This window comes from Pantoea sp. GABEPS69 (genome assembly GCF_045780835.1).
In the GTDB taxonomy this organism is placed as follows: domain Bacteria; phylum Pseudomonadota; class Gammaproteobacteria; order Enterobacterales; family Enterobacteriaceae; genus Pantoea; species Pantoea septica.
This window is the reverse complement of sequence record NZ_CP118620.1, coordinates 125,467-150,860: the sequence shown is the minus strand read 5'-3', so window position 1 is coordinate 150,860 and position 25,394 is coordinate 125,467. Positions and strand designations below refer to the sequence as shown.

Sequence of the window (25,394 nt, the reverse complement as noted above, 5' to 3'; positions counted from 1 at the left end):
AAAACGCCGACATCTGCTAAATAAGATTATTGCTTTTTAAATTTAAAATCATGTGTTTAAAAAAATTGCATCACTTTTTGGTGCTGGTGGTTTTCGACTGGCATGCTTCATGCTTATTTCACCCTGTTCAAGTAACTTGAATAAATTTCAAAATACTTTCACCGGGGTGGCTAACATGAAACGACGTAAAAAGGCGCTTTCTCTCAACTGGGCGATGCTATGTGTAATCGGCGGATTTTCCGCGACGGCTCACAGTGCAGATGTGCTGGATCGCATCAAAGAAGAAAAAACTATCACCATTGCGACTGAGGCGCGTTACGCCCCCTTTGAGTCGGTAGAAAACGGCAAGATCGTGGGTTATGACGTCGATCTGATGAACCATATTCTGGAGAAAAAGCTGCCTGGCGTGGCGGTTAAACAGCTTGACCTGCCGTTTCAGGGCATCCTGCCCGGGCTGGATGCCAGGAAATTCGATTTTGTGGTCACGGCAGTCACCGTAAACAAACAGCGCGTTGCGCACTTCGCGTTTACCGTACCGATTGCAGAATCTACTGTTGCGCTGCTTAAACGTGAAAATGACGGCACCATTACCACATTAGAGGATCTGAGCGGCAAAATAGTCGGATCCCAAGCGGGCTCAGGTCAGTTGCAGGTGTTGCAGGAGTTCAACGCAAAACTGAAGGCCAGCGGCAAGCCGGGCATCAAAGAGATCAAGCAGTACGTTTCTTTTGATGAGGCCTACGCCGATCTGGCAAACAAACGTCTGGATGGCGTCGCGCAATCTCTTGCCAACCTTGGTCCCCTGATCAAGTCACGCCCGGGCCTTTTCACCACCCTGAAGCCCATGCTCGGACCCACTACCTATTTCGGTTGGGTCGGGCGTCAGGATACTGACAGCGCATCTTTAGTGAAGCTTCTCAGCGATGGCATCAGCGAAGCCAACAAAGATGGCACGATGAAAGCCCTTCAGCAGAAATGGTTTGGTTTCGTGATGGACGTGCCGGCGGACAAAATGCCCGCACCCGCACTGTAAGTGGTGAGAACATGGGTGAATTCTTCTCGCTGCTGACCCGTTGGCTGCCGATGTTAATGAATGGCGCGGTGACTACCGCCTCATTGTGCATCATTGCCATCGTTGCTGGTTTTTTTGTCGGTGTGGTGATTTATCTGATGGAGAACGGCCGGTCATCAATCGTGTGCAGAGTCGCCCGTGTGTATATCAGCCTGTTTCGTGGCACGCCGGTTATTGCACAGGTCTTGCTCTGTTATTACCTGCCGGGTGAGCTGGGCCTGTCATTGCCTGGCTACCTGGCCGCTGTTATCGCACTCACGTTGAATACCGCAGCTTACCAGTCACAGATTTTGCGCAGCGGTTTTCAGGCCATTGCGCCAGGACAACTGGAGGCTGCGTCAATCTGTGGGCTGACGCCACGCCAGGCGCTGTGGCATATCCAGATCCCGCAGGTGCTGCGTTTGACGTTACCGTCGTTAATTTCCGAGTTGATCGACGTGATCAAGGCTTCTGCAGTAGTGTCAGTGATTGCCATTACGGATCTGATGCGAGTCGGGCAACAACTTGCCTCCTCAACCTACCGGCCGCTGGAAGTCTATATTGCTATCGCGCTGTCGTACCTGGTGCTCACCAGCCTGCTTTCGCTGCTGGGCAGCTATGCTGAACGCCGCTGGCAGAAGGAGGGCCAATGAACGACTTCCTGCTCTATATTCCCGATTTTGGTCACGCTCTCGTCGTTACGCTCGGTATCAGTTTATGTGCTGCGTTGTCAGGCGCTCTCATCGGTTTCGCTGCGCAGGCCATAAGCCGTATGAATACGTTATTGTACGGATTGTGGCGCACTTATGTCTGGCTGGTACGCGGCACACCCTATTTAGCGCAGCTGGCGGTGTTCTACTTTGGCCTGCCGGCAATCGGCATCACGCTTAGCGCCGTCGAAGCCACAGTGATTTCACTGGCACTATACAGTACCGCTTACTTCAGCGAAATTTTCCGCGCTGCATGGAAGAGCATCAGTGTCGGACAACTGGAAGCTGCGCAGGTACACGATATTTCTGCCTGGAAAAGCTTCTGGCATATCCAGACGCCGCAGGCGCTTCGTTTCAGCCTTCCATTACTGGGTAATCAGTTTATTTCCACGATTAAAGAAAGCGCGGTGGCTTCGGTGATTACCGTGCCTGAACTGACTATGACGACCGGGCAAATTGTCGCCAACACCTACACCTATATCGTGCCGTACACCCTGTTGATCCTCAGCTACTGGCTGCTGGCTCAGGGTGTCAGTATCGGCGTGCGTCTGTTGAGCCGCACTTCTGTAGAAGGATAAGAGCATGCATCCCCAACCTATTCTTGAACTACGCCGTGTTGGCAAGTCATTTGCCGACAATCGGGTGCTTGCGGATATCAATCTCACCGTCAGTACCGGTGAGATCGTGACGCTTATCGGCCCTTCAGGCTCGGGTAAAACCACCGCGCTGCGCTGCATGAATTTTCTCGAAGCCTATGACGAAGGAGACGTGCTGATCAAAGGGCAGCTTCTGGGGTACAGCAGCAACAGCCGTAGCCTGAAAGATCGTGACAGCGCAGCGTTGATTGCCGAGGTGCGTCGTCCACTGGCTATGGTGTTTCAGCAATTTAATCTGTGGCCACATATGACGGTATTAGAAAATGTCTGCGCACCGCTAATCCTTGGCAAGAAAACGCCACGCGATGTGGCGCGAAAGAAAGCGGTGCAAGCACTGGCGCAGGTGGGAATGGCGGAAAAAGCCAGTGCGCGGCCAGCTCGCCTTTCTGGAGGACAACAACAGCGCGTTGGTATTGCCCGAGCACTGGCGCTGGAGCCGGAGCTTATGTTGCTGGACGAGCCTACTTCGGCACTGGACCCGGAGCGTGTGGAAGAGGTACAGGACGTGGTGAAAGCCCTGGCCAATGACGGGATGACCATGGTGATGGTGACCCATGAAATGTCATTCGCTGCAAAAATTTCCTCACGCATGGTATTCATGGCGGGCGGTTCGATTATTGAAAGCGGTGCGCCAGATAAGCTGTTTCGTCAGCCCCAGACCGATCGACTGAAGAATTTCCTCGCGCCCTGGTTTAAGCGCCCGTTGCAACTGGACGAAGGGGAGATAAACGATGCCTGATATCACCCCGATGCAGGTCGTGGCGCAAGTCAGCCAGCAGCGTCTGTTGGACAGACTGGCGCAACTCGCCCGCTTTGGCGCGCAGGAAAATGGTGGCGTTGATCGCCAGGCACTGTCGACTGTGGAACTGGATGCACGCGCCTGGTTAATCGATTGGGCCGGCTCACTGGGCTGTGAAGTGATAACCGATGACAGTGCCAATCTTTTCATTCGTCGTGCCGGACAAGAGGCTTTGCCGCCTGTGGTTACCGGCAGCCATATTGATACCCAACCGTCTGGGGGAAATCTTGACGGTTGCTATGGCGTTATCGCGGGAATGGAGTGCCTGAGCGCATTGCATGATGCGGGGATTACGACGCGTCGCCCAATCGAGGTCGCAGTCTGGATGAATGAAGAGGGCAGTCGTTTCGCGCCGGGCGCAATGGGATCCAGCGCTTATGTCGAACCCTCGCGCTTGAACAATTATTTGGCTCATCAGGATGCAAGTGGAACCACAGTGGCGCAAGCGCTGCAACGGTGCCATGACCGTTTTCCCCATTTACCCCGCCGTGCCCGCGTTCCCTTTGCTGCCTTTATTGAGCTACATATTGAGCAGGGACCCGTGCTGGAGCAGGCCGCGCTGCCGCTGGCTGTGGTCAGTGGTATTCAGGGCGTGCGTTGGTATCAGGTTACCTGTTACGGCGAATCTGCACACGCCGGCACGACGCCCATGGCTGTGCGTCAGGATGCGATGACGCTCGCCCGTCACACGGCTCATCAGGTCGAACTGGCGATGGCGCATCTGCCAGCGGAAGAATTACGTTTGACTTTTGGGCGCTGGGACATAGCGCCAAACGCCATTAACACTACCGCCTCGCGGGTGAGTTTTACCATAGATTTTCGCCATGCTGACACTTCAGTTCTCGCGGAGTTTGACGCCGTCATGCAGCAATTTGCCGCTGTGAATGTTCAGGTCAAAAGCCTGTTTCATCATCAGCCAGTGGCCTTTGACGTCGGATTGATATCACAGCAGCATGCCAGCGCTGAGGCGCTGGGAATCGCGGCGATGAAGCTGATGTCCGGCGCCTTCCACGATGCGATGCATCTTGCCGGACACTGCCCAACCAGCATGTTTTTCGTCCCCAGCCATTGTGGTATTAGCCATAATCCGGCTGAGCACACTGACCCTCAATATCTTTATCTTGGCGCCAAAGCGTTAGCGCACTGCCTGACAGAACTGGCCAATAAACCTGAAGGAGTTAATCCATGAGCACATCAACCTATCCTGCATGCTGTGACAAAGACAACGGCAGCGCGCTGGGCAGCAACGCCACGTTATCTTCCGCGATTTCTGCAGACGGTACGCCGATTCCTGGAGAGCTGTACACTGTGCCGGCACGCTGCGGCTGCGCCGTGCGTTTGAGAAAGGGGCAAATTATTCGTATTATCAACACGCCCGGCAGTCAGGTTTGCGATACCTGGCTGTTCAACAGCGATGATCTCAGCGAGTTCTCCTCGATGGAACATACCCGAGCCTATATTGATAAGATCATCCCGAAGGAAGGCGATGCATTAGTCACCAACCAACGTCGTCCGATTGGTACGCTGCTGACTGACACTTCGCCAGGCATTCACGATACGCTGATAGCCGCTTGTGACCTGCATCGTTACACAAATTTAGGCGTGACTGATTATCACGACAGCTGTGCCGACAATATGCGCCTGGCACTAAACGCTATCGGTTTGCGCGCCCGTGAAGTGCCGCAGCCACTGAACCTGTGGATGAATATCCCGGTCAATGCCGACAATTCCATCTCCTGGCTGCCAACGGTGAGCCAGGCAGGCGACTACGTAGAGATTCGTGCCGAGCTGGATTGTATTGTGGTGATGTCGGCATGCCCGCAGGATATCGTGCCAATTAACAGCTGTGATCCACAGCCGGTGCATTTCTACGTAGCGGCTTGATAAGCCAGCCTGCTCGTTCAGGCATTAACGTGCCCGGCCAATGTCGGGCGTTTTAATAGAAAGTGACAGAAGCAAAGTATGAAAAAAAACGGCGAAGCCAGTGGAATAGGGTTATCAGATTTAGGCATGCGACTACGCCATGCGCGCTTAGCGCAGGAGATCACCCTGAAGCAACTGGCGCAAAAAGTCGGCTGTTCAGAGAGTTTGCTGTCGAAGCTGGAGAATGAGGTCGCTGCACCGTCTCTGGCAATGCTACACCGTTTGGCCACCGCACTTGAAACCAACATCTCTGACCTGATGGCTGAAAGTTGGGTGGCCGATTCACCCGTGATGAAGGCGGACAGCCGCCAACGCAAACGCTTTGTGCACCGTAACAGGAAAGGTGGCATTGAGTTGGAAAACCTAACACATCACCATAAAGGCGGCCTGTTGCAGGGCAATATTCATGTTATTGAACCCGGTGTCGCCAGTGACGGACAGATTGAACATCACGGAGAAGAGATGGGCTATGTGCTTGAGGGAGAGGTTGCGCTTTACCTTGGCGATCAGGTTTACGCACTGAGTGTCGGGGACTCGTTCTATTTTCCCAGCAATGTGCCGCACGGTTACCGCAATACCGGCACAACGGTTGCCAAAGTGTTGTGGGTGAATACTCCTGTCACCTTTTGATGATGTATTAAGTACAGGCTGGTAGCCCAGTACTCTGGTCAGGCAGTACCTGAGCGAAGTTTAACATGATGACTAAGTTGTTAGACAGCGAGACGGCTAAACCGGTAAATTGATCATTAAAGCAGTAAAGACTGCCGATACGATCAGAAAAGAATCTACTCAAAATCATTTGGCACCAGACAGGATTTCGATAGGCTACGCCATAATCCTGCGGTGGGATATTTCCAGTTAGCTAAAAGCCAGTCATGTTGCAAGCTGCCATCTTTTTCAAAGATCGATTTGCCTTTTGCGAGCGGAAAACTGTAATGGTGTGGTTCATCGTCAGGTCCGACGTATACAGTTGCTTCGATTGCCGCATTGGGACCATAAAGTTTAGAGAACTGACTGTTCAATGGCGTAATCAGATTGTGTTCTGCTACGGTATAAGGTTCTTCGGGTGTTGCCACAAACACCTCGCTGAAAGGAGGTTGGTCTAGCAGATCGGCCATCCCAGGCAAATCAATGGCATTGTTTACCATTACCCACTTTGTTTCACCCGGTGCAATACTGAGTGGGTTGTTGGCGTTTTTGTCGGAAGACAGCGAACAGCGCCAATACCAGCCTGCTTTTCCTTCACGCGCAACGTGACTGCCAGTGACTTTAATACTAGCGGCGGTCAGCATAGCTGTAGTGCTGCCATAATTACGGAGTTCCATTACAAGGAATGCTTCGTCGCGGGCCTCACGGATGTCCGGTCTGAACCGGTAAGGTTTCAGCCGCGCTTTTATGACAACGAGAGTTTCTTTTTTATTGTTTAGCCATTGTTCGACGCTGCTAAACGTCGCGCCGATATCATTGATATAGCCGCACATGACTGCAATTAAAACCAGCACACCGGAGACTTTAGCCTTATGCGCCAAGATGCTACGCCAAAGAATTGATAGAAAATTTACAGTATTGCGAAACATAACGACTTTTCAGAGGAATGAGAGTTAATACACTAATTTATAATATGCCCTTCAATCAGCAATACAACTTATTACCTCAATATCCATATCGGTATGCCGATTGTGAGTTGCTCTTATACAAGTATACAGAAGATGTAATTTGAGTGGCTTAAAGAGCCAAATGGACCGCGAAGACCTTATAGGCCCTACTTTAGTCGCCCTGCCCGACCGCCGTTTTAAGCAGCGGCCTGTCAGGTGCACTGAAGCCAGACGGTCGAAGACAAAAGAACGTTTCAGCCGCACAACCCACAGCGACACCCACCCTATTAGTTACAGCACGCATCTATAAGCCACAAAGATACCGGCCCTGCGGGCCGGGCGGCGGCGGCTGGTCAGGGGGGGCAACCGGGCTTCAGGTCTGGCTCCGGATTTTTGCCGGAGAGGGGCATGGAGTTTCAGGTCCGGCTCGGGTGGGGGTATATGGAAGTGTTTATGAATGATGTAACTAATATGCTGCCAACAACAGCCATTTTAGATTCAGAGCTATCTTCCACCTATCTACCCTTTCTACGAATAACACTGTCTTTTATGCCCAGTGATATCATCTGTTATGCCGGGTAGCGCGTTACATCTTCTTTCTATAGTGCTGTTCTGCACCCACCCCGCCCGACCATTCGGGAAAATTTTATTATGACCTGCATAGCCAAATGTGATTTAAGGTCAGCGTATTTATTTTATTACCTTCAAACTCGCTTTTATTTGCTAGCAGCATGGCCAGTTAATCGATGCGCTCGTCTCAAAAAGCTACTCATGCATATAATGTAAAAGGATAATTTATGGAAAATTCAGCTTTCAAAAGAGGAGTTCGTGCAGCTGGATTTTGGCCCAAAATATCCAAAAGCGCGAAGGTAGCTAATAGTACTTGTGTAGCCTGGGCCATAAGGCATGGATTACCCGCGTTCGTAGGGCGATTGCCGGTTCCAGTCACTAGTTTTGCAATTCTAGCTGTCGCATTACTGTGTGGATTTTTCATTGGAACCTTTTTGCTTCTTGGAGCAATTTTCCTTTATATGCTCAGTAACCTGGCAGTCACCAGTGTTTTGGATCGTGATGTAACAGAAGAACAAAGTGGTCATCACTATCGAGATGGTAATGATGGTTGTGGTATGTATAGCGTGCCACAAAACATTACTGTCACCTCGGCAAGAGTTGATCGCGATGAGGAGGATGTTTAGTAGGGGAATATTCCCCTACTAACATACAGAATCACAGCCTCGCTGCTTTCTTCGCGGTTTCTACAGCACTACTTCCTGCTTGTTGGACTTGGGACGTTCCGCTTTTAAATGCCCCATCTAGAGTCCCGCCTATACGTACTCCAGCCCAAGGGAGTGCCCCCATCCATACTGCCGGAAGCACAAGGAACATTGTCGCCATGACAAAATTCATGATCAGATCATCCGAACTGTTCTGGAAGCCAGCCATGTTAAAGCTGCTGTGCGTATAAGAGCTGTAAAGCGCGGTCAACAGCCAGCTGTCCAGCCAGCGCGCCAGTTCCCACCAGAACGTCAGGAAGTTCAGCGCGAACAAGACAAACGTGAGCTTAATAACCGTTTTAATTTCGTAGGCGGAAAACGCCAGGATAAGCGGCAAAATTACCACTATAGCCATCAGCAGAACGGCCTTAACCATAGGTAACGCCTGACGCATGGCATCAAATGCCGGAAACGCTGCCAGGCTGCCTAATGCGGCGCCGCCAATTGCGGCAACCCGGGCGACCGAGTTATCAAGCGTGAAATCTGCATTTCCTCCGTAGCCGGCGTACACATGACCTCCTTGCGATACAGTCAGACTCTCCGGACTGACCAGCCGGCGGATAATAGCCTCCTTATAGTCAGCATTATTACCGCCGATAATGGACACTGCAGCAGATAAACTTGTCCATAATCCCGGGTCGACCTGATCGACGACTCGTGCCTGTAACCCCGTATCTGCTTTACTCCACCACTCACTGCAGGTCGGATATCGCCGTTCATCATCGCCTGATATGCCTTTACTGCTGTCATAAGGCAAAGGTGCGAGTCTTGGCGCTGCCGCGGCCACCGTGTGAACAGCGGTAGCGTTTGTTGATAGCGGTGAATAGTTGAGCGAGCTTTGCGGGAATCGGCAGTTGAACTGATTCACTCATGCTTTTGGCTCAACCGGGAGAAGCTGAATAGTTGTCGGCTTGGTTGCCATGCTGCCATCAGATGATTTGTGGTCGATTTCCTGGCTGACTTTGTCGCCGTACTTTTTCGGTTTCATCCGAGCCAGCGCCCATTTGCGATTGTCGATGCGCAGGCGGGCCTTACCTACCGCGGTGGCCTCTTCTGCAACGCTGTCGGCTATGTCGAAAATCTCCTCGAAAATGGCGTCGGCGCGGGTCTCGGTAGCTTTCGCATATTGGTCTCGAAATTCTTCGTGTTGAGCCAGCCAGCGGAAGACGGTCGCCTTGCCGGGCATGCCGGGGAGCTCACAAACTTTGCGCAGGCTTTCACCATCGGCAAGCAGTGAACAGATGTCAGCAGCCACCTCTGGTAGGTAATCAGAAGGGCGGCCAGATTTTGATTTGGTCGCCATAAAATTAACCTTAAAATTAGACTTTCATGCGTGAGGCAAACATATGACCCCGACAACAATCAACGCAATTGCAATCATCTTTGGTCTGGCCGGTTCGTTACTGATGTTTTTGAACGGGCATGTGCTCAAGCCTTACCCCGGAGGCATGTTTGCTCCGGATAACTATGAAGAAATTGTCGCGCAGATAGCCAAAGATAATAAACACATCGTCAGAATGCAGCGATTAGGCATGATGTGCCTGTCCATCAGTTTTGTACTTCAGGGTTTAGCGCTATACGCCTCTTCATAAATTGCTCGGCTCTGGCACATACTCTATCTTCAGCACGTCGTCAGGTGCCAGATATACCCACGCGCCATCTTCCTGAGCTATACCGATGAAGCCGTTTACGACTTCAGGCTGTGACCGGTTGATCAGGCCAACATGCGTTTCGCCAGATTTGGTGATCACGGTGATGCGATAGGTGTCTGACATACTGGGTCCAATAAATAACCGCCCGGAGGCGGTTATCAGATGTCTTTGGCAGGATTAGGGAAGTCTTTATCATCATTGAATGGGTTTTTAATATTGCCCTCATACTCATCATCTTCCTCTTCATCATCCTGATAAGCTGGGCTTTCAGCATCATCAGGTAATGGCTCTACATAATCTGGATCAGGACGTTCTGACATATCTGCCTCCACCTTTTCCACGGGACAACTTAATTGTAGATAGAGAAAAATTAAGGCGACCATCCTTTACCAGTTATGTGAGTTAAGCGTAAAAAATCATCCCTTTTGATACTGACGATGTTCATAATAAGAGATAGCCTTGCCGTTTTCATTCATCACGTAAGCACCCTCGCCTTCTTTCAGGAAGAGGTTACTATCCATGCCAGATACAGCGATACTTTGCTGTAGTGGGTTGAACCCTACACTACTTCAATCTCTCCGTTGCGGTTTTCCGTTTATGGCATGGCCAGCACAGCGCCTGGAGATTATTGTCTTCATCCGTACCGCTATGTGCTTTCGGGGTGATGTGGTCAACCATTGATGCCGGGATCGGCTTCCCGTTCCTCTGGCACTCCTGGCAGATGTGGCGATCACGCTTTAAAATGCGCGCGTATTACATCCTACTTGCTTCCGTAGCCGCGCTGATGCCTGTTCTGGCCTCGCTGATGTGCCATCCTTCGTTGCGATGGTCATCGCAATAGGCTGAACGGTCAGTCGTCGTCTCACCGTATCCGAGCTTTCGGCATGCGCGAGGAATTGCTGATGGCATACCGGCTCCAATAAAAAACCGCCCGGAGGCGGTTAGATTACTCTTTTATACTTTTTGGGGTTATCAAAGCACTGAGGACATGGGTTAGCACCAGGTTGCCACATTCGGGATACTTTTACTGCGTCCCGCTCATGATAAAACGTCCCTAAGAATTGTCGGCGTCCTCTCAAGGGAAGCGAAACGCACTCTTCGGAATGAACATGAATATTTGTTTTATGCTCGTTTAGTTGCTCAATGTAATAAAACTTTGGCATAATTTGTCTCGTTTTAATTTTTGTTCGGATCAAATCTAGAACTAAATAAAAAAACGGTGCTAATATTTCACCAATTGCTTTAATGCCTTCTGCCTATCAATAATGTTTTCTTAGCTAACAGCCATCTTACTTAAGACGATTTAGAAATTAATCGCTGACGCTTGAGAGTTTCTGCCGTTGGCTACATTTTTTTGCGCTCATAACAAAACGAACTCCTCCCACGACATTGGTCCATGGATGGCCCGTCTTTTTCATCCTCGGGCGCACTCGTAAATGCCCCCTGTGATGGTCGCTACGCATCTTGATCGGTTAATTCCGGCACATACACCATCTTAAGCATGTCATCTGGCGCATGGTAAACCTATGCGCCATCTTCCTGAACAATGTCAATGGTGGCATTCACCACCCTTGGTTGTGGACGGTTCATCAACACTTCATGGGTCTCGCCAGATTTAGTAGTTATAGAGATGGGTCAGATCCATGGCGTAACCCGCCAGCTTGCTAAAAAGACCAACAAGGGAAACTACTTCCTATCTTATAGACATTTGTACTTCCGGGTAATGGTATGCAATGCCAGAATAATGAGCATAAGACCAATCAGAATTATAAATGAATAACTTAAAAGATGATAAAGCCATATACCAGCTACTCCGCCTAACAGGAAAGACAGGAGCGTTAAGGAATGAAGTTTCAGACGCTCAATATAGACAGGCGCATCTTTGGGAGATCCTTTCCGCCTCAGTACATCAAATAGCATTGCCAGTTCAATACCGATATCGGTAGATGTACCTGAAACATGGGTCGTTCTTACTCGTGCATTTGAAATTCTTGTCACAACAGCATTTTGCATACCCATTAAAAAACTCAAACATAGTATTGATGTTGCGCCGGGCGACAACGATGTCAACCATGTTTCTACAATACCCAAGAATAAAAGACCTACCCCTTCAACCAATATATTAAATGCGTAGATCACACATATATTTCTCCTGCGCCCTGCATTTATAATGACTGTTGAGAATGAGGAGCCAGCAATGAAAATGAATACAATAGACACAAAAAAACTGCAGGATGAAGGTTTGCCTTAGCCAGATAATCCGAAAGTGACGAAATATTTCCTGTCATATTGGCAGAAAAGAAACCTACAATTTCAAACGCCGCCGTATTAAGTGCACCAGCTACCGCAGCAAGAGTACATGCGAGTTGGGTATCCGCTGTAGTGCTGCGAGAATTTTCAGTGCTTATCAGCATAGATCCTACTGTTTTTGTCTGAACGTCAATACATGATCTACTTTTCAGTTACGAGAAACAAGCTATTAAATCGCCTATAGGCATGATTTTTACCATAAGGCGCACTATGAATTCTTTGCAATGCTTGGTTAAGCCATTGCTATGCGCTTGTTCAAAAGGAATTTCAAAAAGTTGTATTCATGGAACTTTCAAGGCAGCAGGCATGCCATACTATCTTTTTTATTTAAATAAAAAAACAAATATTTATTCAACATTTCAATAACACACCTCTCATCTAATAAGTTTCAAACCGTAAAGCCTTTTCAAGCCTAAATACCATTCAAACCTTATAGTTTAATAATGTTTTAGTTGGTCATATTTAAACTTAGCTTTTGCTGCACCTTTTTTACGCCTCACTTGCCGCTTGGCATAGGCAATAACCATCATCCAGGCAGGGTCAGAAAACTTATTTATATAGGCATTGAGGTTTTCAAAGAGTTGTGACCAAATTTCTAAGTGAAAACGATTGACATAATCGCGTTTAAGTTTTTCTTCCATAGATATAATAACGCTGTCTACCAGTTTTTCTATGTCTTTGAGGCCTTCCCCACATTGATACCTGGCAGCCAGCTGCCGTATCTGAAAAGCATAAAATTCAGTATTAAAATCGACTCTAAGCAAAACGACCTCTACTATCGGCTAATCCATACCTGAACCCTAAACTATGCAATCTCATCAGACCAGTTTTTAACGCAAATTTTGGTGATGCTGCCAACTTACTGATTTAGTGTATGATGATGTTTTTGAGGTGCTCCAGTGGCTTCTGTTTCTATCAGCTGTCCCTCCTGTTCAGCTACAGACGGGGTGGTGCGTAACGGTAAAAGTACTGCCGGACATCAGCGCTATCTCTGCTCTCACTGCCGTAAAACATGGCAGTTACAGTTCACATACACAGCCTCTCAACCCGGTACGCACCAGAAAATCATTGATATGGCCATGAATGGCGCTGGATGCCGGGCAACCGCCCGCATTATGGGCGTTGGCCTCAACACGATTTTACGTCACTTAAAAAACTCAGGCCGCAGTCGGTAACCTCGCGCATACAGCCGGGCAGTGACGTCATCGTCTGCGCGGAAATGGACGGCAGTGGGGCTACGTCGGGGCTAAATCGCGCCAGCGCTGGCTGTTTTACGCGTATGACAGGCTCCGGAAGACGGTTGTTGCGCACGTATTCGGTGAACGCACTATGGCGACGCTGGGTCGTCTTATGAGCCTGCTGTCACCCTTTGACGTGGTGATATGGATGACGGATGGCTGGCCGCTGTATGAATCCCGCCTGAAGGGAAAGCTGCACGTAATCAGCAAGCGATATACGCAGCGAATTGAGCGGCATAACCTGAATCTGAGGCAGCACCTGGCACGGCTGGGACGGAAGTCGCTGTCGTTCTCAAAATCGGTGGAGCTGCATGATAAAGTCATCGGGCATTATCTGAACATAAAACACTATCAATAAGTTGGGACCATTACCCGTTGCTTCATTCTGCCCGCCGCCACTCCGTTAACAAGAATAGACAAAATGAGAAATTGTGCAAATTTTTAAAGCGAAACGCTAAATACAGACGGATCGGCAAATATATTGTCGTCTCGCTTATTAACCTGCTTTCTTTATGGAAAAGCGGCAACAGAATGGCCAGAGCAATGGCATATTCGGCTAAAAAAGAAGAATAAATTCAGGTGAGAATGTGTTTATTGGCTGTCTGTGATTATGCTTAAGGGTGGAAAGGCCTGACTCGGCCATACTAAACTCTGGGTTCAGTTTATTCGTTACGGCAGCATGAAGGCATTGTGAGGTTAATATGTTAAGTGAAAAACAAAAAGAACAGGTTAAAGCTACAGTCCCCGTTCTGAAAGAAAACGGAGTGGCGCTGACCGATTATTTTTACAAGAGAATGTTAAAAAACAACCCTGACCTGAAAGAAACGTTTAATATGGGGCATCAGCGAAGCGGTGCTCAGGCCAAAGCGCTGGCTGGCGCAGTGCTGGCGTATGCTGAAAATATTGATAATCCCGGTGTGCTGGCACCGGTTATTGAGCTTATCTGCCATAAGCACGTCAGTTTGAATATACAGACTCCTGATTATGATACTGTTGGCGAAAATCTGCTCCATTCCATCAGTGAAGTGCTTAATATCTCCATGGATGATGAATTAATCAGGGCCTGGGCGGAAGCGTATCAGCAGCTGGCTGATATTTTTATCGCGACGGAGAAACAACTGTATGAGGAGCATAAAAATACCAGCGGCAGCTGGGTTGGCTGGCGTGATTTTATTGTGGACAGAAAAGTCATGGAAAGTGCCGAAATTACATCATTTTATCTTGTCCCCAAGGACAGACAGGCGCTGCCTCCTTATAAACCGGGCCAGTATATCACGCTCCGGGTTATGGTACCTGCCTTGGGGATTAGACAACCCCGCCAGTACAGTCTTTCGAGCAGTCCTGCTGATAATTATCTGCGTATATCCGTAAAACGCGAAGATCCCCGTATCGAAGGGCAGGATCCCGGTTACGTCTCTTCAACGCTGCATAATGCTGTTCAGGAAGGTGACATCGTTGAACTCAGCGCCCCGACCGGAAACTTTTACCTTCTGAACCCGGATAATACGAATGTTCTTATCAGCGCAGGCGTCGGACTGACCCCAATGATATCAATGGTAAACCACCTGCTTGCAGAACATGCGGACCCAAATTTATCTTCTGCTGCCGGTACAGGCGACTCTGCCATCACGGAAAAGCAGTCAGAGGGCAAAAAAGATATTTATTTTATCCATGCGGCCCGCAGTTCAGAGGCCCATGCCCTGCGTGAAGAGCTGGAGAATTTAGCGCGCCGGAACAGAAATCTTCATCTGTTTATCGCTTATGAAAATGTCAAAGAAGGTGAGGTTGCCGGCAAAAACTACCACATGCAAGGACGTCTTAAGCTGGATGAAATGCCTGCTGCCTGTTTACCGAAAGAGGCTGACTATTACCTTTGCGGGCCGGTACCTTTTATGCAGGAGCAATACCAGGCCCTGCTCCGTCTGGGGATCCCACCGGAGAGGATCTTCAGTGAAGCGTTTACCACAGGTGGCGTTCACCTGTAATCCGTAAATCATCCCAGGAAAAGGTGCCTGAGCGTTACCGAAAAGGTTATTGCCCTGTAACCGGGACAGGGCGCTGACTGCCGCCCAGCGCTTTGTTCTGCTGTCCCTTTTCCATCTGACAAGGTTTTCCTGTCGTTGCCAGGAGGTACAGGAACGGCTTTTCTGAAAACTTACGCAGGGCACATGAAACCGGGCAGCGTACCTTTCTTACCGTTTGCAGAGGCAGCCTGATTTCAGGCCATGCAAAAAATGAATGCACACAACAAAGCCTGTTAAAAACGTCACGTTTATGAATGACATGTTCACCATGTTCATAAGCGTCCGGAAATACGCGGTTTATGCTGCAGATGAAAAACGGAAACGCTTATGCTCGGAATAAACTGCATTCTCTTTTCTTTTGCAAAATGCCTGACCGGAGCGGGAAAGAAAGTGCATTCTGATCCGCTTAAGAATAAGAAATTTATTTCTGTCTGCCCTCTTCCAAAGCTCAAAGATGATTGCGTGGTGTTATCCCGATTAGATCGTAGTCAGCAGATTCATGTTTTATAGAGGGAAGTAAAGCATCTAGGACAAGGCCTCGCCTCAGCATCCCTGGATTTCGCTACCTTCATTGCGTCCCGGGTATGGTAAAAAGTGCCCAAAAAAACGCGATTTTCAACGCCAGGCAGTGATTTACACCCAGCTGTATGTACAAACAAAGCACCCGTGACTTCGAATTGCCTTGAAAGATAAAAATATTTTCCCATATTGCACTCTTATTTTTTTCATCAGGTTCAGGAATTGATCAAACCTCAAAACCTGTTAAGGGTTTTCCATGCTTTTAGCGGCAGGTTCGGCGCAGCTTCAGCGCCTTAGCGTGCCTGAAGTGTCCGGCCGGCCGACCTTTTTAATAAAGCCAGGCGGTAAACCTGTATCGGGTTATCAAATACAATGACCGAGCCGAGGTCTGTATTTACTTGAGCCTGGCCTTTGCGGCGCCCTTTTTGCGGCTCACCTGCCGTCTGGCATAGGCGATGACAGTCATCCAGTCAGGATCTGAACATTTATTCGTAAAGGTATTGAGGTTTTTGAAGAGTTCGGACCACATCTTCAGGTGTAAGCGATTCTGATAATGATAATGATACTTAAGATTTACCTACATAGACCTTATGACATCATCCACCAGGTTCTTGATCTGCCTCAAATCCTCTCCGGACTGATGCCTTGCAGCAAGCTGCCTTATCTGAAAAGCATAAACTACAGTATCCAGCTCCACTGTAAACAAAACGACCTCAATTATCAGCTGTTTTCCGCCTGAACCCTAGTCTACTTAAACTTACGAGACCAGTTTTAAATCAACTTTTGTACTGTGAAGAGTAACTGATTTGCCTCCATGTACCATGCCCACCACCGTTAAACATTGAGCCGAAGCATTCTGACGCGCTGTTCATCTTTCATGTCTGATGGGAAATCGGCATCGCTGACCTTTCCCGCCTGGCTGAGTTTACTGAAGAGATTAACCAAACGCTGTAATGTTATTAGCTACCTCGAAGGACTGCCGCCGCATGCTGACAGCATCAGCACTGGAAGTGCAGCGAATGCGACTCGGAGTTGCACCTGCTTTTACCACGTCGCGGGTAATGTTCCGCCAGGCATCTTTCTCCCTGACGCTTGCAGTCGCTGCCTTCTTTCTGTGAGAGCAAGGCAGGCTTCGGTCCCCTGAGCGGTTACCGCATCCAGCATTTTGCCGTTCATGTTGATGATATTAAAAAAGCTGCCAGCCTGTTTGAGTCCGCCGGCGGGAAAGCGTTTTACCTCATCACGACTGCTGATGTTTCCGACCTGAGCTGGAGTCAATAACTTTTCTACTATAGGCGCGACATGGAGCGGTGTTACTGAAGTAATATCACTGACATAAAAGCGGCTTATTGCATGTCAGTAAGGCTTTGAGCATGTGTAAGGTGGTTTAAGAAAATTATCTGACGAAAGGTGCAATAAGGCTACCTTCCATTTATTCAACAAGGCCTGCCAATCCGCTTTACATTTCCAGGAAGGCATAACCCCTGTTCTGTAAGGTTGTTATTGTGGTCAGAGCGGAAGGCGTATGTATAACCGAGCCAGCGATCCAGTTCTTTTTATAATGATGCCAGGCGATAGCCTGATCGCATATGCTCACTTTGACTCCCTGGCTCTGAAGGGCCGAAATGAGCTTAAGGTTTGGGTTGTCAGTGCCATATATTTTTTGATAATGCACGTTATCAAGCAACGCCGGCGTTGCGCCACCGTTCACCGCAACGACAAATCTGAGTTTGTTGGTGGGAACCCCGGCTGCAACATAGAGATTAACCACCTGCGCGACTTTTTCCAGGGCCGGATTCGGCAATGATGTGTTGTCTCCGGCCTGCCCCACCTTGAAAACGATTTTATTGCTCAGGTCTGGGGTGGGCTGGAAGGCAGCACTGCGTTCATAGTGGATTTCGCCATAACCCTTCACGGCCGGTGTAATCCAGAAGCCAGCGGACTGATCGTTTGAAACACTGGCAGGATGATCAGTCAGGCTTTTGAAAAAAGCATGATTATTACAAAGCGCAGCTCCCATAAGCCCGCTCGTGATTGCAATTAGTGCTCCAGTTATAACAGAACGCATGTTTCCCTCCGGGCGCCTTGAGCATGAGCGCCCTGTTTATATTAGTGAAGAAAGACATTAACAAAAACATTTTGGCATCAGCTAGCAAGCCGTACATTTACTTTATACTTTCTTACCAGGTTGTTAATTTTACAGATTATTCTTAAGCAGCGGGATCAAATCGTGAATCGCCACGGGTTTAACAGACACCTCAGAGTCATTTAAGATGGCTTAAAGAGAGGTGCCCATGAGCGGTAAGCGTTATCCCGAAGAGTTTAAAATTGAAGCAGTCAAACAGGTTGTTGATCGCGGTTATTCTGTTGCCAGCGTTGCAACACGTCTCGATATCACCACCCACAGCCTTTACGCCTGGATAAAGAAGTACGGTCCGGATTCTTCCGCTAATAAAGAACAGTCAGATGCTCAGGCCGAGATCCGCCGTCTCCAGAAAGAGCTGAAGCGGGTTACCGACGAACGGGACATATTAAAAAAAGCCGCGGCGTACTTCGCAAAGCTGTCCGACTGAGGTACGCCTTTATCCGTGACAACACCTGTTGCTGGCCTGTTCGCCTGCTCTGTCGGGTGCTGGATGTTCATCCCATTGGTTTTTACGCCTGGCTTCAGCAGCCGCATTCACAACGCCATCAGGCAGACCTGAGACTGACAGGACAGATTAAACAGTTCTGGCTGGAATCGGGATGCGTCTATGGTTATCGCAAAATCCATCTGGATCTGCGGGACAGCGGGCAACAGTGCGGAGTGAACAGAGTCTGGCGACTGATGAAACGTGTCGGGATAAAGGCTCAGGTCGGATACCGGAGCCCGCGGGCACGTAAAGGCGAGGCCAGTATCGTGTCGCCCAACAGGCTCCAGCGACAGTTCAACCCGGATGCTCCGGATAAGCGTTGGGTAACGGACATAACCTACATCAGGACCCACGAAGGCTGGCTGTATCTTGCCGTGGTTGTTGATCTGTTCTCACGCAAAATTATCGGCTGGTCCATGCAATCCCGGATGACAAAGGACATTGTCCTGAACGCACTGCTGATGGCTGTATGGCGCCGTAATCCCCAAAAACAGGTGCTGGTTCATTCGGATCAGGGCAGTCAGTACACAAGCCATGAGTGGCAGTCGTTCCTGAAATCACACGGCCTGGAGGGCAGCATGAGCCGTCGCGGTAACTGCCATGATAATGCGGTTGCAGAAAGCTTTTTCCAGTTGTTGAAACGCGAACGGATAAAGAAAAAGATCTACGGAACGCGGGAAGAAGCCCGCAGCGATATTTTTGATTACATCGAAATGTTTTATAACAGTAAGCGTCGGCATGGTTCCAGCGATCAGATGTCACCGACAGAATATGAAAACCAGTATTATCAACGGCTAGGAAGTGTCTAGATTATCCGTGGCGATTCATCGCGCTCCAGGATAGCCAGTTTGGGCTGCTCCCTATAATTGACTATAGCAAGATGTTAACAACGCCCGCTTCTGCACATAGCGGACTGTCGCAGTTGCAGAATCCGGTATGAGCGGGTAGCAGACGTTTCACTCATGATGACTGAAAATGTCCACTACGTTGAATATAGCATCCCGGCCACGCACCGGACGTGCGCAGTCGCATAGCTATCAGAGCTGAGCGCTCTGGTGGAGATCCCAGCGGTTGCCATAAATGTCATAAAACACAGCGCCCCCCATACTCCCCCTCACACGGCTTCTGACAGCGGTGAACGCCCTTTGTTTTCATAGCGGTGTAGCCACGCCGGAAGTCTCGGTCTGCAGGAACAGGAATACCCGCCCACCACACTGATTGCCAATAAAATCTTCCTGCCTCTCGTTTGAAGTGTGGGTCAGGAGAAGATTACAGTGGCTCTCCAAGTTAGGTGTAACGACAATCCGGCGTTTACCTGGCTGCGGTGTGTCCTCAACCAGGGAAAAACCCATCTTGTCGGCGTAATACTCAATCTCGCGGTCATAGTCATCGACCACATAGCCACATATCCCATGGATCGCTTTTGCGTTCTCATTTCTGCGCCGTCAGGTTTCAGGTACAACTGCCTGAACACTCTCTTTTAACATAACAGTGCGGTCAAGAACTGCCGCGAAGAAGGTAACCCAAAAGATGTTTCCGGTAAGTCCATGACAAAAACATGCAGAGAGCTTTTTACGCCTTAGTGCCGAATAGTTGTGGTGGATTCGCTTCATACCTTCAGGCTACGCATCCGTTTTCAGGACAAAAAAACCCGCTCAGGGCGGGGAAAATTAATTACAGAGGAATATCTCTGTAACTGATTCGACAGATGAAAAATATTTAAGTTCTATAATGGATTAAGCTTTTTAAATAAAATGGCTTGTATCTGCCTAACAGAAGGCATCAAAGAGAAAACCATAGTCGCAGACGCAGCATTGTGCAGATCAAGGCATTTTTCTGGCCAGCATCCGTATGGCCTTCTGGCAGTGTCGGCGGATAACAGGATCGTCAGTACGCATGCTCAAGCTATACAGCGAACAGATGATGTCCTGGATCTGCTTGTTGCCCCCGTTCTCAATCAGTTTCAGAATGACCTTCCTGAGTAACGCCCTGATCTCCTGTTTTTCTGCTTCACAGATTTTATTTTCCACCAACTTCAAGACGCCGGGGCGGAAGCAGGAAGGGTGCCCGCCACCGGATATGGCCGGCTCCGTGAGCTTTTTTCACCTTCCCGTACGGAAAAGCGCAGCTGCCAGATGAAAAAGCACCCGTAAAAAGGAAGCCGTAAAAAGCTATTAATTGTTTAATTTCCCGGGCATGGGCAGTGTGATTATCGGGCAGGATTATGAAGAATTTAGCGCTGGCGAATATGCGAAACACACAAAAAACCGCCATTTTGACCCTGAGAGAAGATTCAATATGGTTTGTCCGGGCTGAAACCAGCAGGAGTTGACTCTCTTAACTCTAGAGAAAAACAGCACTAATACAGGTGCATATTACAGTGAGCAGCGGCCTTTCCTGACGCGCATTTCACTGTCCGATTTACCGTCCCGGCGCTTCCGGTCAGGCTTCGGTTTTTTTTCAGCCAGCCGGGAAAACGTCAGGCTGGCTGCCCGCAACCACAAGCAAAAGACCCGCCATCTTTCTTTAGCGGGCTGAACAACAAATCATGTTCATAATTTACGGCCAATGTGCCGAAACCAGCATGGATCAGCACCCTGAAAGCCTGGAAAGAAAAGCGCCATCGTGCAAGTCTGCCGTCAGATGTAGCTTTTCCCCGGGTGCCTGGAAACTCTCTTTTAACATAACGATGTATGCATGACATTAGAAAGCCCGCCAGAGGCGGGCTTCGTCACCATGTTTCACCGAACCTGGCGGTTAGAAGGGCCTCTCCGGCTGATTTGGCTCCCTTTTCTTCCTGCTTCAACTGCTCGCTCAGGGCTGTTTCTGAAGTTTCCTCCGCTCATACGGCCGCCTTTCCGTCCGAGTTCTGCAGCCCACTCCGGATTTTCCGCAAAGTTTCCGGCTCCACCACGATATACTGCCATAGCACCCCCGCTTCATGTTAAGCACCGACCTTAAACCATAGGAGAGATTGTTTTACCGGTGGGTTTTTGGCAGTAACTTGTGACGCAGGCAAAAAAGGTGCCGTAGCGCCGCCAGAAATCAGTTTTTCATTGTGATAAAGCCCTGGTGTTGAGCTTTACATTACATTATCGGGGTGTGTAGAGAGAATTTAGTAATCAGTCTCTTCTTTATGGTGCCGGGCAAACCCTGCCAGCCACATAAGGGTTCATGCCCGCATCCTTGAGAGGCCCTCAGCGTGATCCCGGCGCGTCCGGGCAGTTTCCGGCACCTTTACCCCTCCCCTTCGCGTAAAAAAGCTCCATTTTATCCCTGTGCGGTTGCATGGACATGCACGCGAGTGAATGACAATCAGTTAAAAAACATATCCATAGCCAATAAGTCATTTAAGCAGTTAGCTAATGTGTGATTTGCTAATTCAGTTTCTGGCACTTGGCGACATAACACGGACACATAGTCCGCTTTGAGCGAGAAGCGGACGTTAAGTCATTAAAGTAATTTTTCCCACATCTTGTCATTAAGGCTGGTACTCTCAGATAAATCCTTTTCCCCCTGTCCCCCTAAACTTATCCATCTCCTCTTCTGCGGCTTATTGGAGGGAATAGAAAACCCGCCAAAGCGGGTGTGGTCACTTAAATTACTTTTCAGGCGGACATCTTTCTGCACTGTTCGGCGCAGTGATGACAAGCTCTGGAGCAATCCTGGCAATGGTCATGTTCATGCTTTCCACACTCATCGCCGCACTTCTGACAAACATCAGCGCAAAGCCGACAAAGATCCTGAGCAGATTCGCTATTAAGTGTCATGAATTGAGCTGCAAGCCGGCAAAGATTCGCACACTGCATATCCAGTTTTATGCACTCGCGCATCATCTCAAGGTTCTTTTCTTCAAGACATGAAGCTGCACAGTTGTCACATGCAGCTGCGCACAAATAGCAGGCTTCGATACATTTTTTGTATTCGTCTAACATGATTTCTCCTTTGCTTAGTTTACGTATTAAGCATGGAAGAAATTACTTGTTATGCAATTCTGGTATGCGTTAATACTTTTTCAGCATTTCATATGACTGGCTTGCAGAGCATCTTTGTGGCTATCGATAACACCACGGTCCGCCTCTGGCACATAGCGGACGCTGTTATCAACAGCTGATGGCCTCCTTCGATTCCCCGGCATTACCGGGTTGTCAAGCTCCGCTCAGCTAACCGGCAGAGCCGGTAATAGCGCATCCGCTGTTACAGTACATTTTCGGGTGCCCGTCAGCCCAGATAAGCACAGGAGCTGATTTTTTAGCGCAGGGGATAGCTCTTTCCGGTGACGTTTGCCTGCCCGTACCGTTTACGACCAAAAGCGCTGTTACCACACAGGCTCTTTGTGCCCGGCCGTAAAGCGAAAAAATCAGGTCGGCACAGGCCGACCCGGAATAAAAACTTACCTGCCCCCGTGGAATGGCGCGCATTTTCTGCGATGAGAACATTTATCAAAATATTCATATACTTAATCGGTGAAGGCCTCAAAAAACACCTGACGTTATGTTTTCAGTCAGAGCAGACAAATGCCCTGCGTACCCGAAATGCAGTTACGCCCCGCCTGTTTGGCGGCGTAAAGTGCGCCGTCAGCGGCAAGTTTCAGGGACTCCGGGGTGTCAACCGCTACAGAGGCGCTGATGCCGGCGCTCAGGGTGACAATCCGCTCCGGCAGTTCGGTGGCTTCATGCGGCAGGGCTGCCCGGCGAATGGCTTCCAGTGCCCGGTGGGCCACTTTCTCGGCGTCCCGGGCACTGGTGCCCGGCAGGATAATGGCAAACTCTTCCCCACCATACCGCGCCACCCGATCAGTGCTGCGCAGCGGAAGATGTTTCAGCACAGCAGCCACTTTCTTGAGACAGCTGTCGCCGGCGATATGACCATACGTATCGTTGTAGCGTTTGAAGTAATCCACATCAAACATAACCAGGGATACCGGACCCCGGGCAGCGCTCAGGCTTTTCTCCAGGTAAAAATCAAACTGCCGCCGGTTACCGAGGTTCGTCAGGCCGTCGAGCATGGCCAGGTCGCTGAGCGTACTGTTGAGCCGCGTCAGCTCATCCCGGGCACGCAGCAGGTCCTGCTGGCTGCGCAGGGTGGCGTGCAACTGGCGAAGCACCAGAAAGCCGAACAGCAGAACCAGCAGCCACGTAAAAATATTCACACTGATACCGGTGATATTATTCCGCCACCAGGCATCGCGAAGCATCCGGGTTTCATAACCCACCGCCACAACCAGCGGATAGCGCTCCAGGCGGGCATAGCCGAACAGGCGCCTCTGCCCGTCCATGCGGCTGTCCCAGGTATCACTGCCGATACGGGATTCCCTGAGCAGGGTAGTGAAGAGGGGGCTGGATGAAAGGCTGCGGTTTATGTCGCTGTCCGGAAAGGGCCGGGAATACAGCAAAATACCTTCCATGTTCATCAGGGCCAGCATGTCCCCCGGGCTCTGTTCATACCAGCCGTAGAACTGCCGGAAATAGCCTACCTTAACGGTGCCGAGCACCACGCCCCGAAAATGACCCTCAGCATCATTCAGGCGCCGGGAGACCGGAATAATCAGCTCTCCCGAGCTGCGGCTGCGGATGACCTGTCCGATATGAACACCTTCATCGGCATATTCCCGGTGCCGGATAAAATAGTCCCGGTCTGCGTTGTTCATGTGTGGAGAACGCTGGTCCAGAGAGGTGGCCAGCCAGTTACCCTCGGCGTCATACACAAACAGGCCTTCCAGCTGAGGCAGGGAAACCGACTGTGCGGCCAGCAGCCCGCGTTTGCCACTGTAAGCTTCAGGCCGGGCATAGACATCATCGGCCTTGCGGGCGATTTCATCCAGAGCAATGCTGACCTGCAGAAATGTATCCTGCGCCTGGCGGGACAGGGACAGGGCCTGATTGCGGGCCTGAACGGCAGCGTCTGCCAGCCGGTCCTGCCAGGACTGCCATAGCGCCCAGCTGCACGCCGTTACGATAAAAACGCTGATGAAAAGCAGGAACAGGAGCACGGAACGTTCCGTTTTCCTGATACGGGTTAAGGGCAAGGTCTTACTCCGGAAAACAGGGGGTTATCTGGAAAAGGTAGCAGTAATCAGCGGTCCTGCCCCCCGGACAACAGAGACATATAAAAAATCCCCGGCGGACCGGGGGAGGCGAAAACATCTATCTGCTTTACTGAATCACACAGCTGGAGCTGCGTTTTTATTTTACCGGTAAGCCCGGGCGGACCTGAGCACAACAAAAGCGGTGCTGCGTTTATTTTAACTAAAACTTATTCTGAGTGCTGTCAGCAGGTTGGTTTTATCCGCCGCGGGCGCAAACGTATCCGGGACCGGGAAAGAATGATGCAAACAATATTATTAGCCTGGCTATAAAAACATAAGACTGAAAGAGAAACAACCCGGTCACATAATATAACCGAAGACATAATCAGATAACGCCTTTCTCTGATCCGTTCGTTGCAGTCTGATGCGCCTGGGATACGGATTCTTTCGGCACAGCTGTACACATATCATTGTAGTGCATTTCTTGCCGATATCCGCTTCTGGCACATAGCGAACACAAAAATCAACACTCTACTGGCCTCTCTGGCTCCCCGGCGTTTCCGTGTCGTCAGTCCTGGTGCGCTAACTGGCAGAGCCGGTAAGCTCCGCCGGACCACGTGGCGTTTCGGTCCTCCCGGCTGGGGTCTGATAGTAGCGGCAAGGTCAACCCCTGCAAGGGGTTTATCACTCGCACGTTCACTGCTCACAAAAGACCTGGTCGCTGAGGGCTGGCCCGGCAATACGCCGTGCCGTTTAACTGAAGCAACAGCCGTTTTATTTAGTCTTTAAAGAAAATATGTAAAACGGCTGTCGGCAGTTTTCATACCGCCTGGTGATTTTGTTTTTATGTTTCCCGTCTGATGCCGCGTTTTTTTCAACGCGAAGTATGACCCGGGCCTCACTGGCATTACAGACGTCAGTAAAAAACCGCCCGGAGGCGGTTTTAGATATCTTTCGCTGGATTCGAGAAATGGTCATCTTC

At 49.8% G+C, this 25,394-nt stretch carries 20 protein-coding genes and 6 pseudogenes; 12 read left to right on the top strand and 14 right to left on the bottom strand.

Features of this window, described 5'->3' with window-relative positions; all coding sequences use genetic code 11:
* Window positions 1–175: 175 nt before the first annotated feature.
* The 7 genes from PVE98_RS23060 (at window position 176) to PVE98_RS23030 (ending at window position 5,769) form a co-directional block, all read left to right on the top strand.
* Window positions 176–1,033, top strand: coding sequence for a transporter substrate-binding domain-containing protein (locus PVE98_RS23060; protein ID WP_311784623.1), 858 nt, complete (start codon window positions 176–178; stop codon window positions 1,031–1,033).
* A gap of 11 nt (window positions 1,034–1,044) precedes the next feature.
* Entirely contained in the window at window positions 1,045–1,704 is a 660-nt protein-coding gene (locus PVE98_RS23055) for an amino acid ABC transporter permease (protein WP_096073949.1), read from the top strand.
* Window positions 1,701–2,339: an amino acid ABC transporter permease gene (locus tag PVE98_RS23050; protein WP_096073950.1), complete on the top strand. Its 639-nt coding sequence runs from the start codon at window positions 1,701–1,703 to the stop codon at window positions 2,337–2,339. Before PVE98_RS23055 ends, PVE98_RS23050 begins: the two co-directional genes overlap by 4 nt.
* Window positions 2,340–2,343: 4 nt before the next feature.
* Window positions 2,344–3,156, top strand: a complete 813-nt coding sequence (locus PVE98_RS23045) for an amino acid ABC transporter ATP-binding protein (protein ID WP_089562624.1) — start codon at window positions 2,344–2,346, stop codon at window positions 3,154–3,156.
* Window positions 3,149–4,405 (top strand): M20 family metallo-hydrolase, encoded by a 1,257-nt coding sequence (locus tag PVE98_RS23040; RefSeq protein ID WP_227741452.1) that lies wholly within the window; start codon window positions 3,149–3,151, stop codon window positions 4,403–4,405. Before PVE98_RS23045 ends, PVE98_RS23040 begins: the two co-directional genes overlap by 8 nt.
* Window positions 4,402–5,100, top strand: coding sequence for an urea carboxylase-associated family protein (locus PVE98_RS23035; RefSeq protein WP_287607707.1), 699 nt, complete (start codon window positions 4,402–4,404; stop codon window positions 5,098–5,100). Before PVE98_RS23040 ends, PVE98_RS23035 begins: the two co-directional genes overlap by 4 nt.
* A 78-nt stretch (window positions 5,101–5,178) precedes the next feature.
* Window positions 5,179–5,769 carry a cupin domain-containing protein gene (locus tag PVE98_RS23030; RefSeq protein ID WP_096073951.1) on the top strand — a complete coding sequence of 197 codons (591 nt, stop codon included), beginning with the start codon at window positions 5,179–5,181 and terminating at the stop codon, window positions 5,767–5,769.
* A 155-nt stretch (window positions 5,770–5,924) separates the two neighbouring features.
* Here the strand turns inward: PVE98_RS23030 and PVE98_RS23025 are convergent, their stop codons facing one another.
* A complete protein-coding gene (locus PVE98_RS23025) occupies window positions 5,925–6,716 on the bottom strand; it encodes a hypothetical protein (protein ID WP_096073952.1) in 792 nt (263 codons plus the stop codon).
* Between the two features lie 815 nt (window positions 6,717–7,531).
* Here PVE98_RS23025 and PVE98_RS23020 point away from each other — a divergent pair.
* Entirely contained in the window at window positions 7,532–7,930 is a 399-nt protein-coding gene (locus PVE98_RS23020) for a hypothetical protein (RefSeq protein WP_096073953.1), read from the top strand.
* A gap of 31 nt (window positions 7,931–7,961) precedes the next feature.
* Here the strand turns inward: PVE98_RS23020 and PVE98_RS23015 are convergent.
* The 3 genes and pseudogenes from PVE98_RS23015 to PVE98_RS23005 form a co-directional block, all read right to left on the bottom strand.
* Window positions 7,962–8,720: pseudogene (locus PVE98_RS23015) on the bottom strand (conjugal transfer protein TraG N-terminal domain-containing protein); the annotation flags it as partial.
* Window positions 8,717–8,880 (bottom strand): annotated as a pseudogene (locus PVE98_RS23010) (PBSX family phage terminase large subunit); the annotation flags it as partial. The pseudogenes PVE98_RS23010 and PVE98_RS23015, both read right to left, overlap by 4 nt.
* On the bottom strand, window positions 8,877–9,311 hold the full coding sequence (locus tag PVE98_RS23005; RefSeq protein WP_096073954.1) for a ubiquitin carboxyl-hydrolase: 435 nt from the start codon (window positions 9,309–9,311) through the stop codon (window positions 8,877–8,879). The pseudogene PVE98_RS23010 and the gene PVE98_RS23005, both read right to left, overlap by 4 nt.
* 43 nt (window positions 9,312–9,354) lie before the next feature.
* Between PVE98_RS23005 and PVE98_RS23000 the strand changes: the two genes are divergently transcribed.
* Window positions 9,355–9,600, top strand: a complete 246-nt coding sequence (locus tag PVE98_RS23000; RefSeq protein ID WP_033755867.1) for a hypothetical protein — start codon at window positions 9,355–9,357, stop codon at window positions 9,598–9,600.
* Here PVE98_RS23000 and PVE98_RS22995 read toward each other — a convergent pair.
* The 5 genes and pseudogenes from PVE98_RS22995 to PVE98_RS22975 form a co-directional block, all read right to left on the bottom strand.
* A complete protein-coding gene (locus PVE98_RS22995; RefSeq protein ID WP_096073955.1) occupies window positions 9,595–9,783 on the bottom strand; it encodes a hypothetical protein in 189 nt (62 codons plus the stop codon). The genes PVE98_RS23000 and PVE98_RS22995 overlap by 6 nt on opposite strands.
* 35 nt (window positions 9,784–9,818) lie before the next feature.
* Window positions 9,819–9,980, bottom strand: coding sequence for a hypothetical protein (locus PVE98_RS22990; protein ID WP_167456988.1), 162 nt, complete (start codon window positions 9,978–9,980; stop codon window positions 9,819–9,821).
* A gap of 244 nt (window positions 9,981–10,224) precedes the next feature.
* Window positions 10,225–10,569: pseudogene (locus tag PVE98_RS22985) on the bottom strand (HNH endonuclease).
* Window positions 10,570–11,358: 789 nt separating this feature from the next.
* Window positions 11,359–12,074: pseudogene (locus PVE98_RS22980) on the bottom strand (YoaK family protein).
* 333 nt (window positions 12,075–12,407) lie between these two features.
* Window positions 12,408–12,734 (bottom strand): hypothetical protein, encoded by a 327-nt coding sequence (locus PVE98_RS22975; protein WP_143807678.1) that lies wholly within the window; start codon window positions 12,732–12,734, stop codon window positions 12,408–12,410.
* A 135-nt stretch (window positions 12,735–12,869) separates the two neighbouring features.
* Here PVE98_RS22975 and PVE98_RS22970 point away from each other — a divergent pair.
* Both PVE98_RS22970 and PVE98_RS22965 read left to right on the top strand, forming a co-directional pair.
* A pseudogene (locus PVE98_RS22970) lies at window positions 12,870–13,566 on the top strand (IS1-like element IS1A family transposase).
* Window positions 13,567–13,909: 343 nt separating this feature from the next.
* Window positions 13,910–15,193 carry a globin domain-containing protein gene (locus PVE98_RS22965; protein WP_033755959.1) on the top strand — a complete coding sequence of 428 codons (1,284 nt, stop codon included), beginning with the start codon at window positions 13,910–13,912 and terminating at the stop codon, window positions 15,191–15,193.
* Window positions 15,194–17,210: 2,017 nt separating this feature from the next.
* Here PVE98_RS22965 and PVE98_RS22960 read toward each other — a convergent pair.
* Window positions 17,211–17,819 (bottom strand): DsrE family protein, encoded by a 609-nt coding sequence (locus PVE98_RS22960; RefSeq protein WP_033755962.1) that lies wholly within the window; start codon window positions 17,817–17,819, stop codon window positions 17,211–17,213.
* 226 nt (window positions 17,820–18,045) lie between these two features.
* Between PVE98_RS22960 and PVE98_RS22955 the strand changes: the two genes are divergently transcribed.
* Window positions 18,046–19,193, top strand: a protein-coding gene (locus PVE98_RS22955) for an IS3 family transposase (RefSeq protein ID WP_333620649.1) whose coding sequence is annotated in 2 segments (ribosomal slippage) — window positions 18,046–18,283 and window positions 18,283–19,193 — 1,149 coding nt in all. Because the reading frame shifts where the segments join, the coding sequence is not laid out codon by codon here.
* Between the two features lie 228 nt (window positions 19,194–19,421).
* Here PVE98_RS22955 and PVE98_RS22950 read toward each other — a convergent pair.
* From PVE98_RS22950 to PVE98_RS22935, 4 genes and pseudogenes are all read right to left on the bottom strand, one after another.
* Window positions 19,422–19,819, bottom strand: a pseudogene (locus tag PVE98_RS22950) (VOC family protein).
* 1,306 nt (window positions 19,820–21,125) lie between these two features.
* A complete protein-coding gene (locus PVE98_RS22945; protein WP_075203188.1) occupies window positions 21,126–21,311 on the bottom strand; it encodes a general stress protein in 186 nt (61 codons plus the stop codon).
* A gap of 681 nt (window positions 21,312–21,992) precedes the next feature.
* Window positions 21,993–22,319 carry a four-helix bundle copper-binding protein gene (locus PVE98_RS22940; RefSeq protein ID WP_075203187.1) on the bottom strand — a complete coding sequence of 109 codons (327 nt, stop codon included), beginning with the start codon at window positions 22,317–22,319 and terminating at the stop codon, window positions 21,993–21,995.
* Window positions 22,320–22,888: 569 nt separating this feature from the next.
* Complete coding sequence (locus PVE98_RS22935) at window positions 22,889–24,412, bottom strand: sensor domain-containing diguanylate cyclase (protein WP_227741453.1); 1,524 nt, start codon at window positions 24,410–24,412, stop codon at window positions 22,889–22,891.
* Window positions 24,413–25,394 lie beyond the last annotated feature (982 nt).

Excerpts from the sequence above, each read along its gene's own strand:
- PVE98_RS22960 (WP_033755962.1), bottom strand. The coding sequence starts at position 17,819 with ATGCGTTCTGTTATAACTGGAGCACTAATTGCAATCACGAGCGGGCTT.
- PVE98_RS22995 (WP_096073955.1), bottom strand. The coding sequence starts at position 9,783 with ATGTCAGACACCTATCGCATCACCGTGATCACCAAATCTGGCGAAACG.
- PVE98_RS23020 (WP_096073953.1), top strand. The coding sequence starts at position 7,532 with ATGGAAAATTCAGCTTTCAAAAGAGGAGTTCGTGCAGCTGGATTTTGG.
- PVE98_RS23035 (WP_287607707.1), top strand. The coding sequence starts at position 4,402 with ATGAGCACATCAACCTATCCTGCATGCTGTGACAAAGACAACGGCAGC.
- PVE98_RS23000 (WP_033755867.1), top strand. The coding sequence starts at position 9,355 with ATGACCCCGACAACAATCAACGCAATTGCAATCATCTTTGGTCTGGCC.
- PVE98_RS23005 (WP_096073954.1), bottom strand. The coding sequence starts at position 9,311 with ATGGCGACCAAATCAAAATCTGGCCGCCCTTCTGATTACCTACCAGAG.
- PVE98_RS23055 (WP_096073949.1), top strand. The coding sequence starts at position 1,045 with ATGGGTGAATTCTTCTCGCTGCTGACCCGTTGGCTGCCGATGTTAATG.
- PVE98_RS23060 (WP_311784623.1), top strand. The coding sequence starts at position 176 with ATGAAACGACGTAAAAAGGCGCTTTCTCTCAACTGGGCGATGCTATGT.
- PVE98_RS22940 (WP_075203187.1), bottom strand. The coding sequence starts at position 22,319 with ATGTTAGACGAATACAAAAAATGTATCGAAGCCTGCTATTTGTGCGCA.
- PVE98_RS23040 (WP_227741452.1), top strand. The coding sequence starts at position 3,149 with ATGCCTGATATCACCCCGATGCAGGTCGTGGCGCAAGTCAGCCAGCAG.
- PVE98_RS23050 (WP_096073950.1), top strand. The coding sequence starts at position 1,701 with ATGAACGACTTCCTGCTCTATATTCCCGATTTTGGTCACGCTCTCGTC.
- PVE98_RS23045 (WP_089562624.1), top strand. The coding sequence starts at position 2,344 with ATGCATCCCCAACCTATTCTTGAACTACGCCGTGTTGGCAAGTCATTT.
- PVE98_RS23025 (WP_096073952.1), bottom strand. The coding sequence starts at position 6,716 with ATGTTTCGCAATACTGTAAATTTTCTATCAATTCTTTGGCGTAGCATC.
- PVE98_RS22990 (WP_167456988.1), bottom strand. The coding sequence starts at position 9,980 with ATGTCAGAACGTCCTGATCCAGATTATGTAGAGCCATTACCTGATGAT.
- PVE98_RS23030 (WP_096073951.1), top strand. The coding sequence starts at position 5,179 with ATGAAAAAAAACGGCGAAGCCAGTGGAATAGGGTTATCAGATTTAGGC.
- PVE98_RS22965 (WP_033755959.1), top strand. The coding sequence starts at position 13,910 with ATGTTAAGTGAAAAACAAAAAGAACAGGTTAAAGCTACAGTCCCCGTT.
- PVE98_RS22945 (WP_075203188.1), bottom strand. The coding sequence starts at position 21,311 with ATGGCAGTATATCGTGGTGGAGCCGGAAACTTTGCGGAAAATCCGGAG.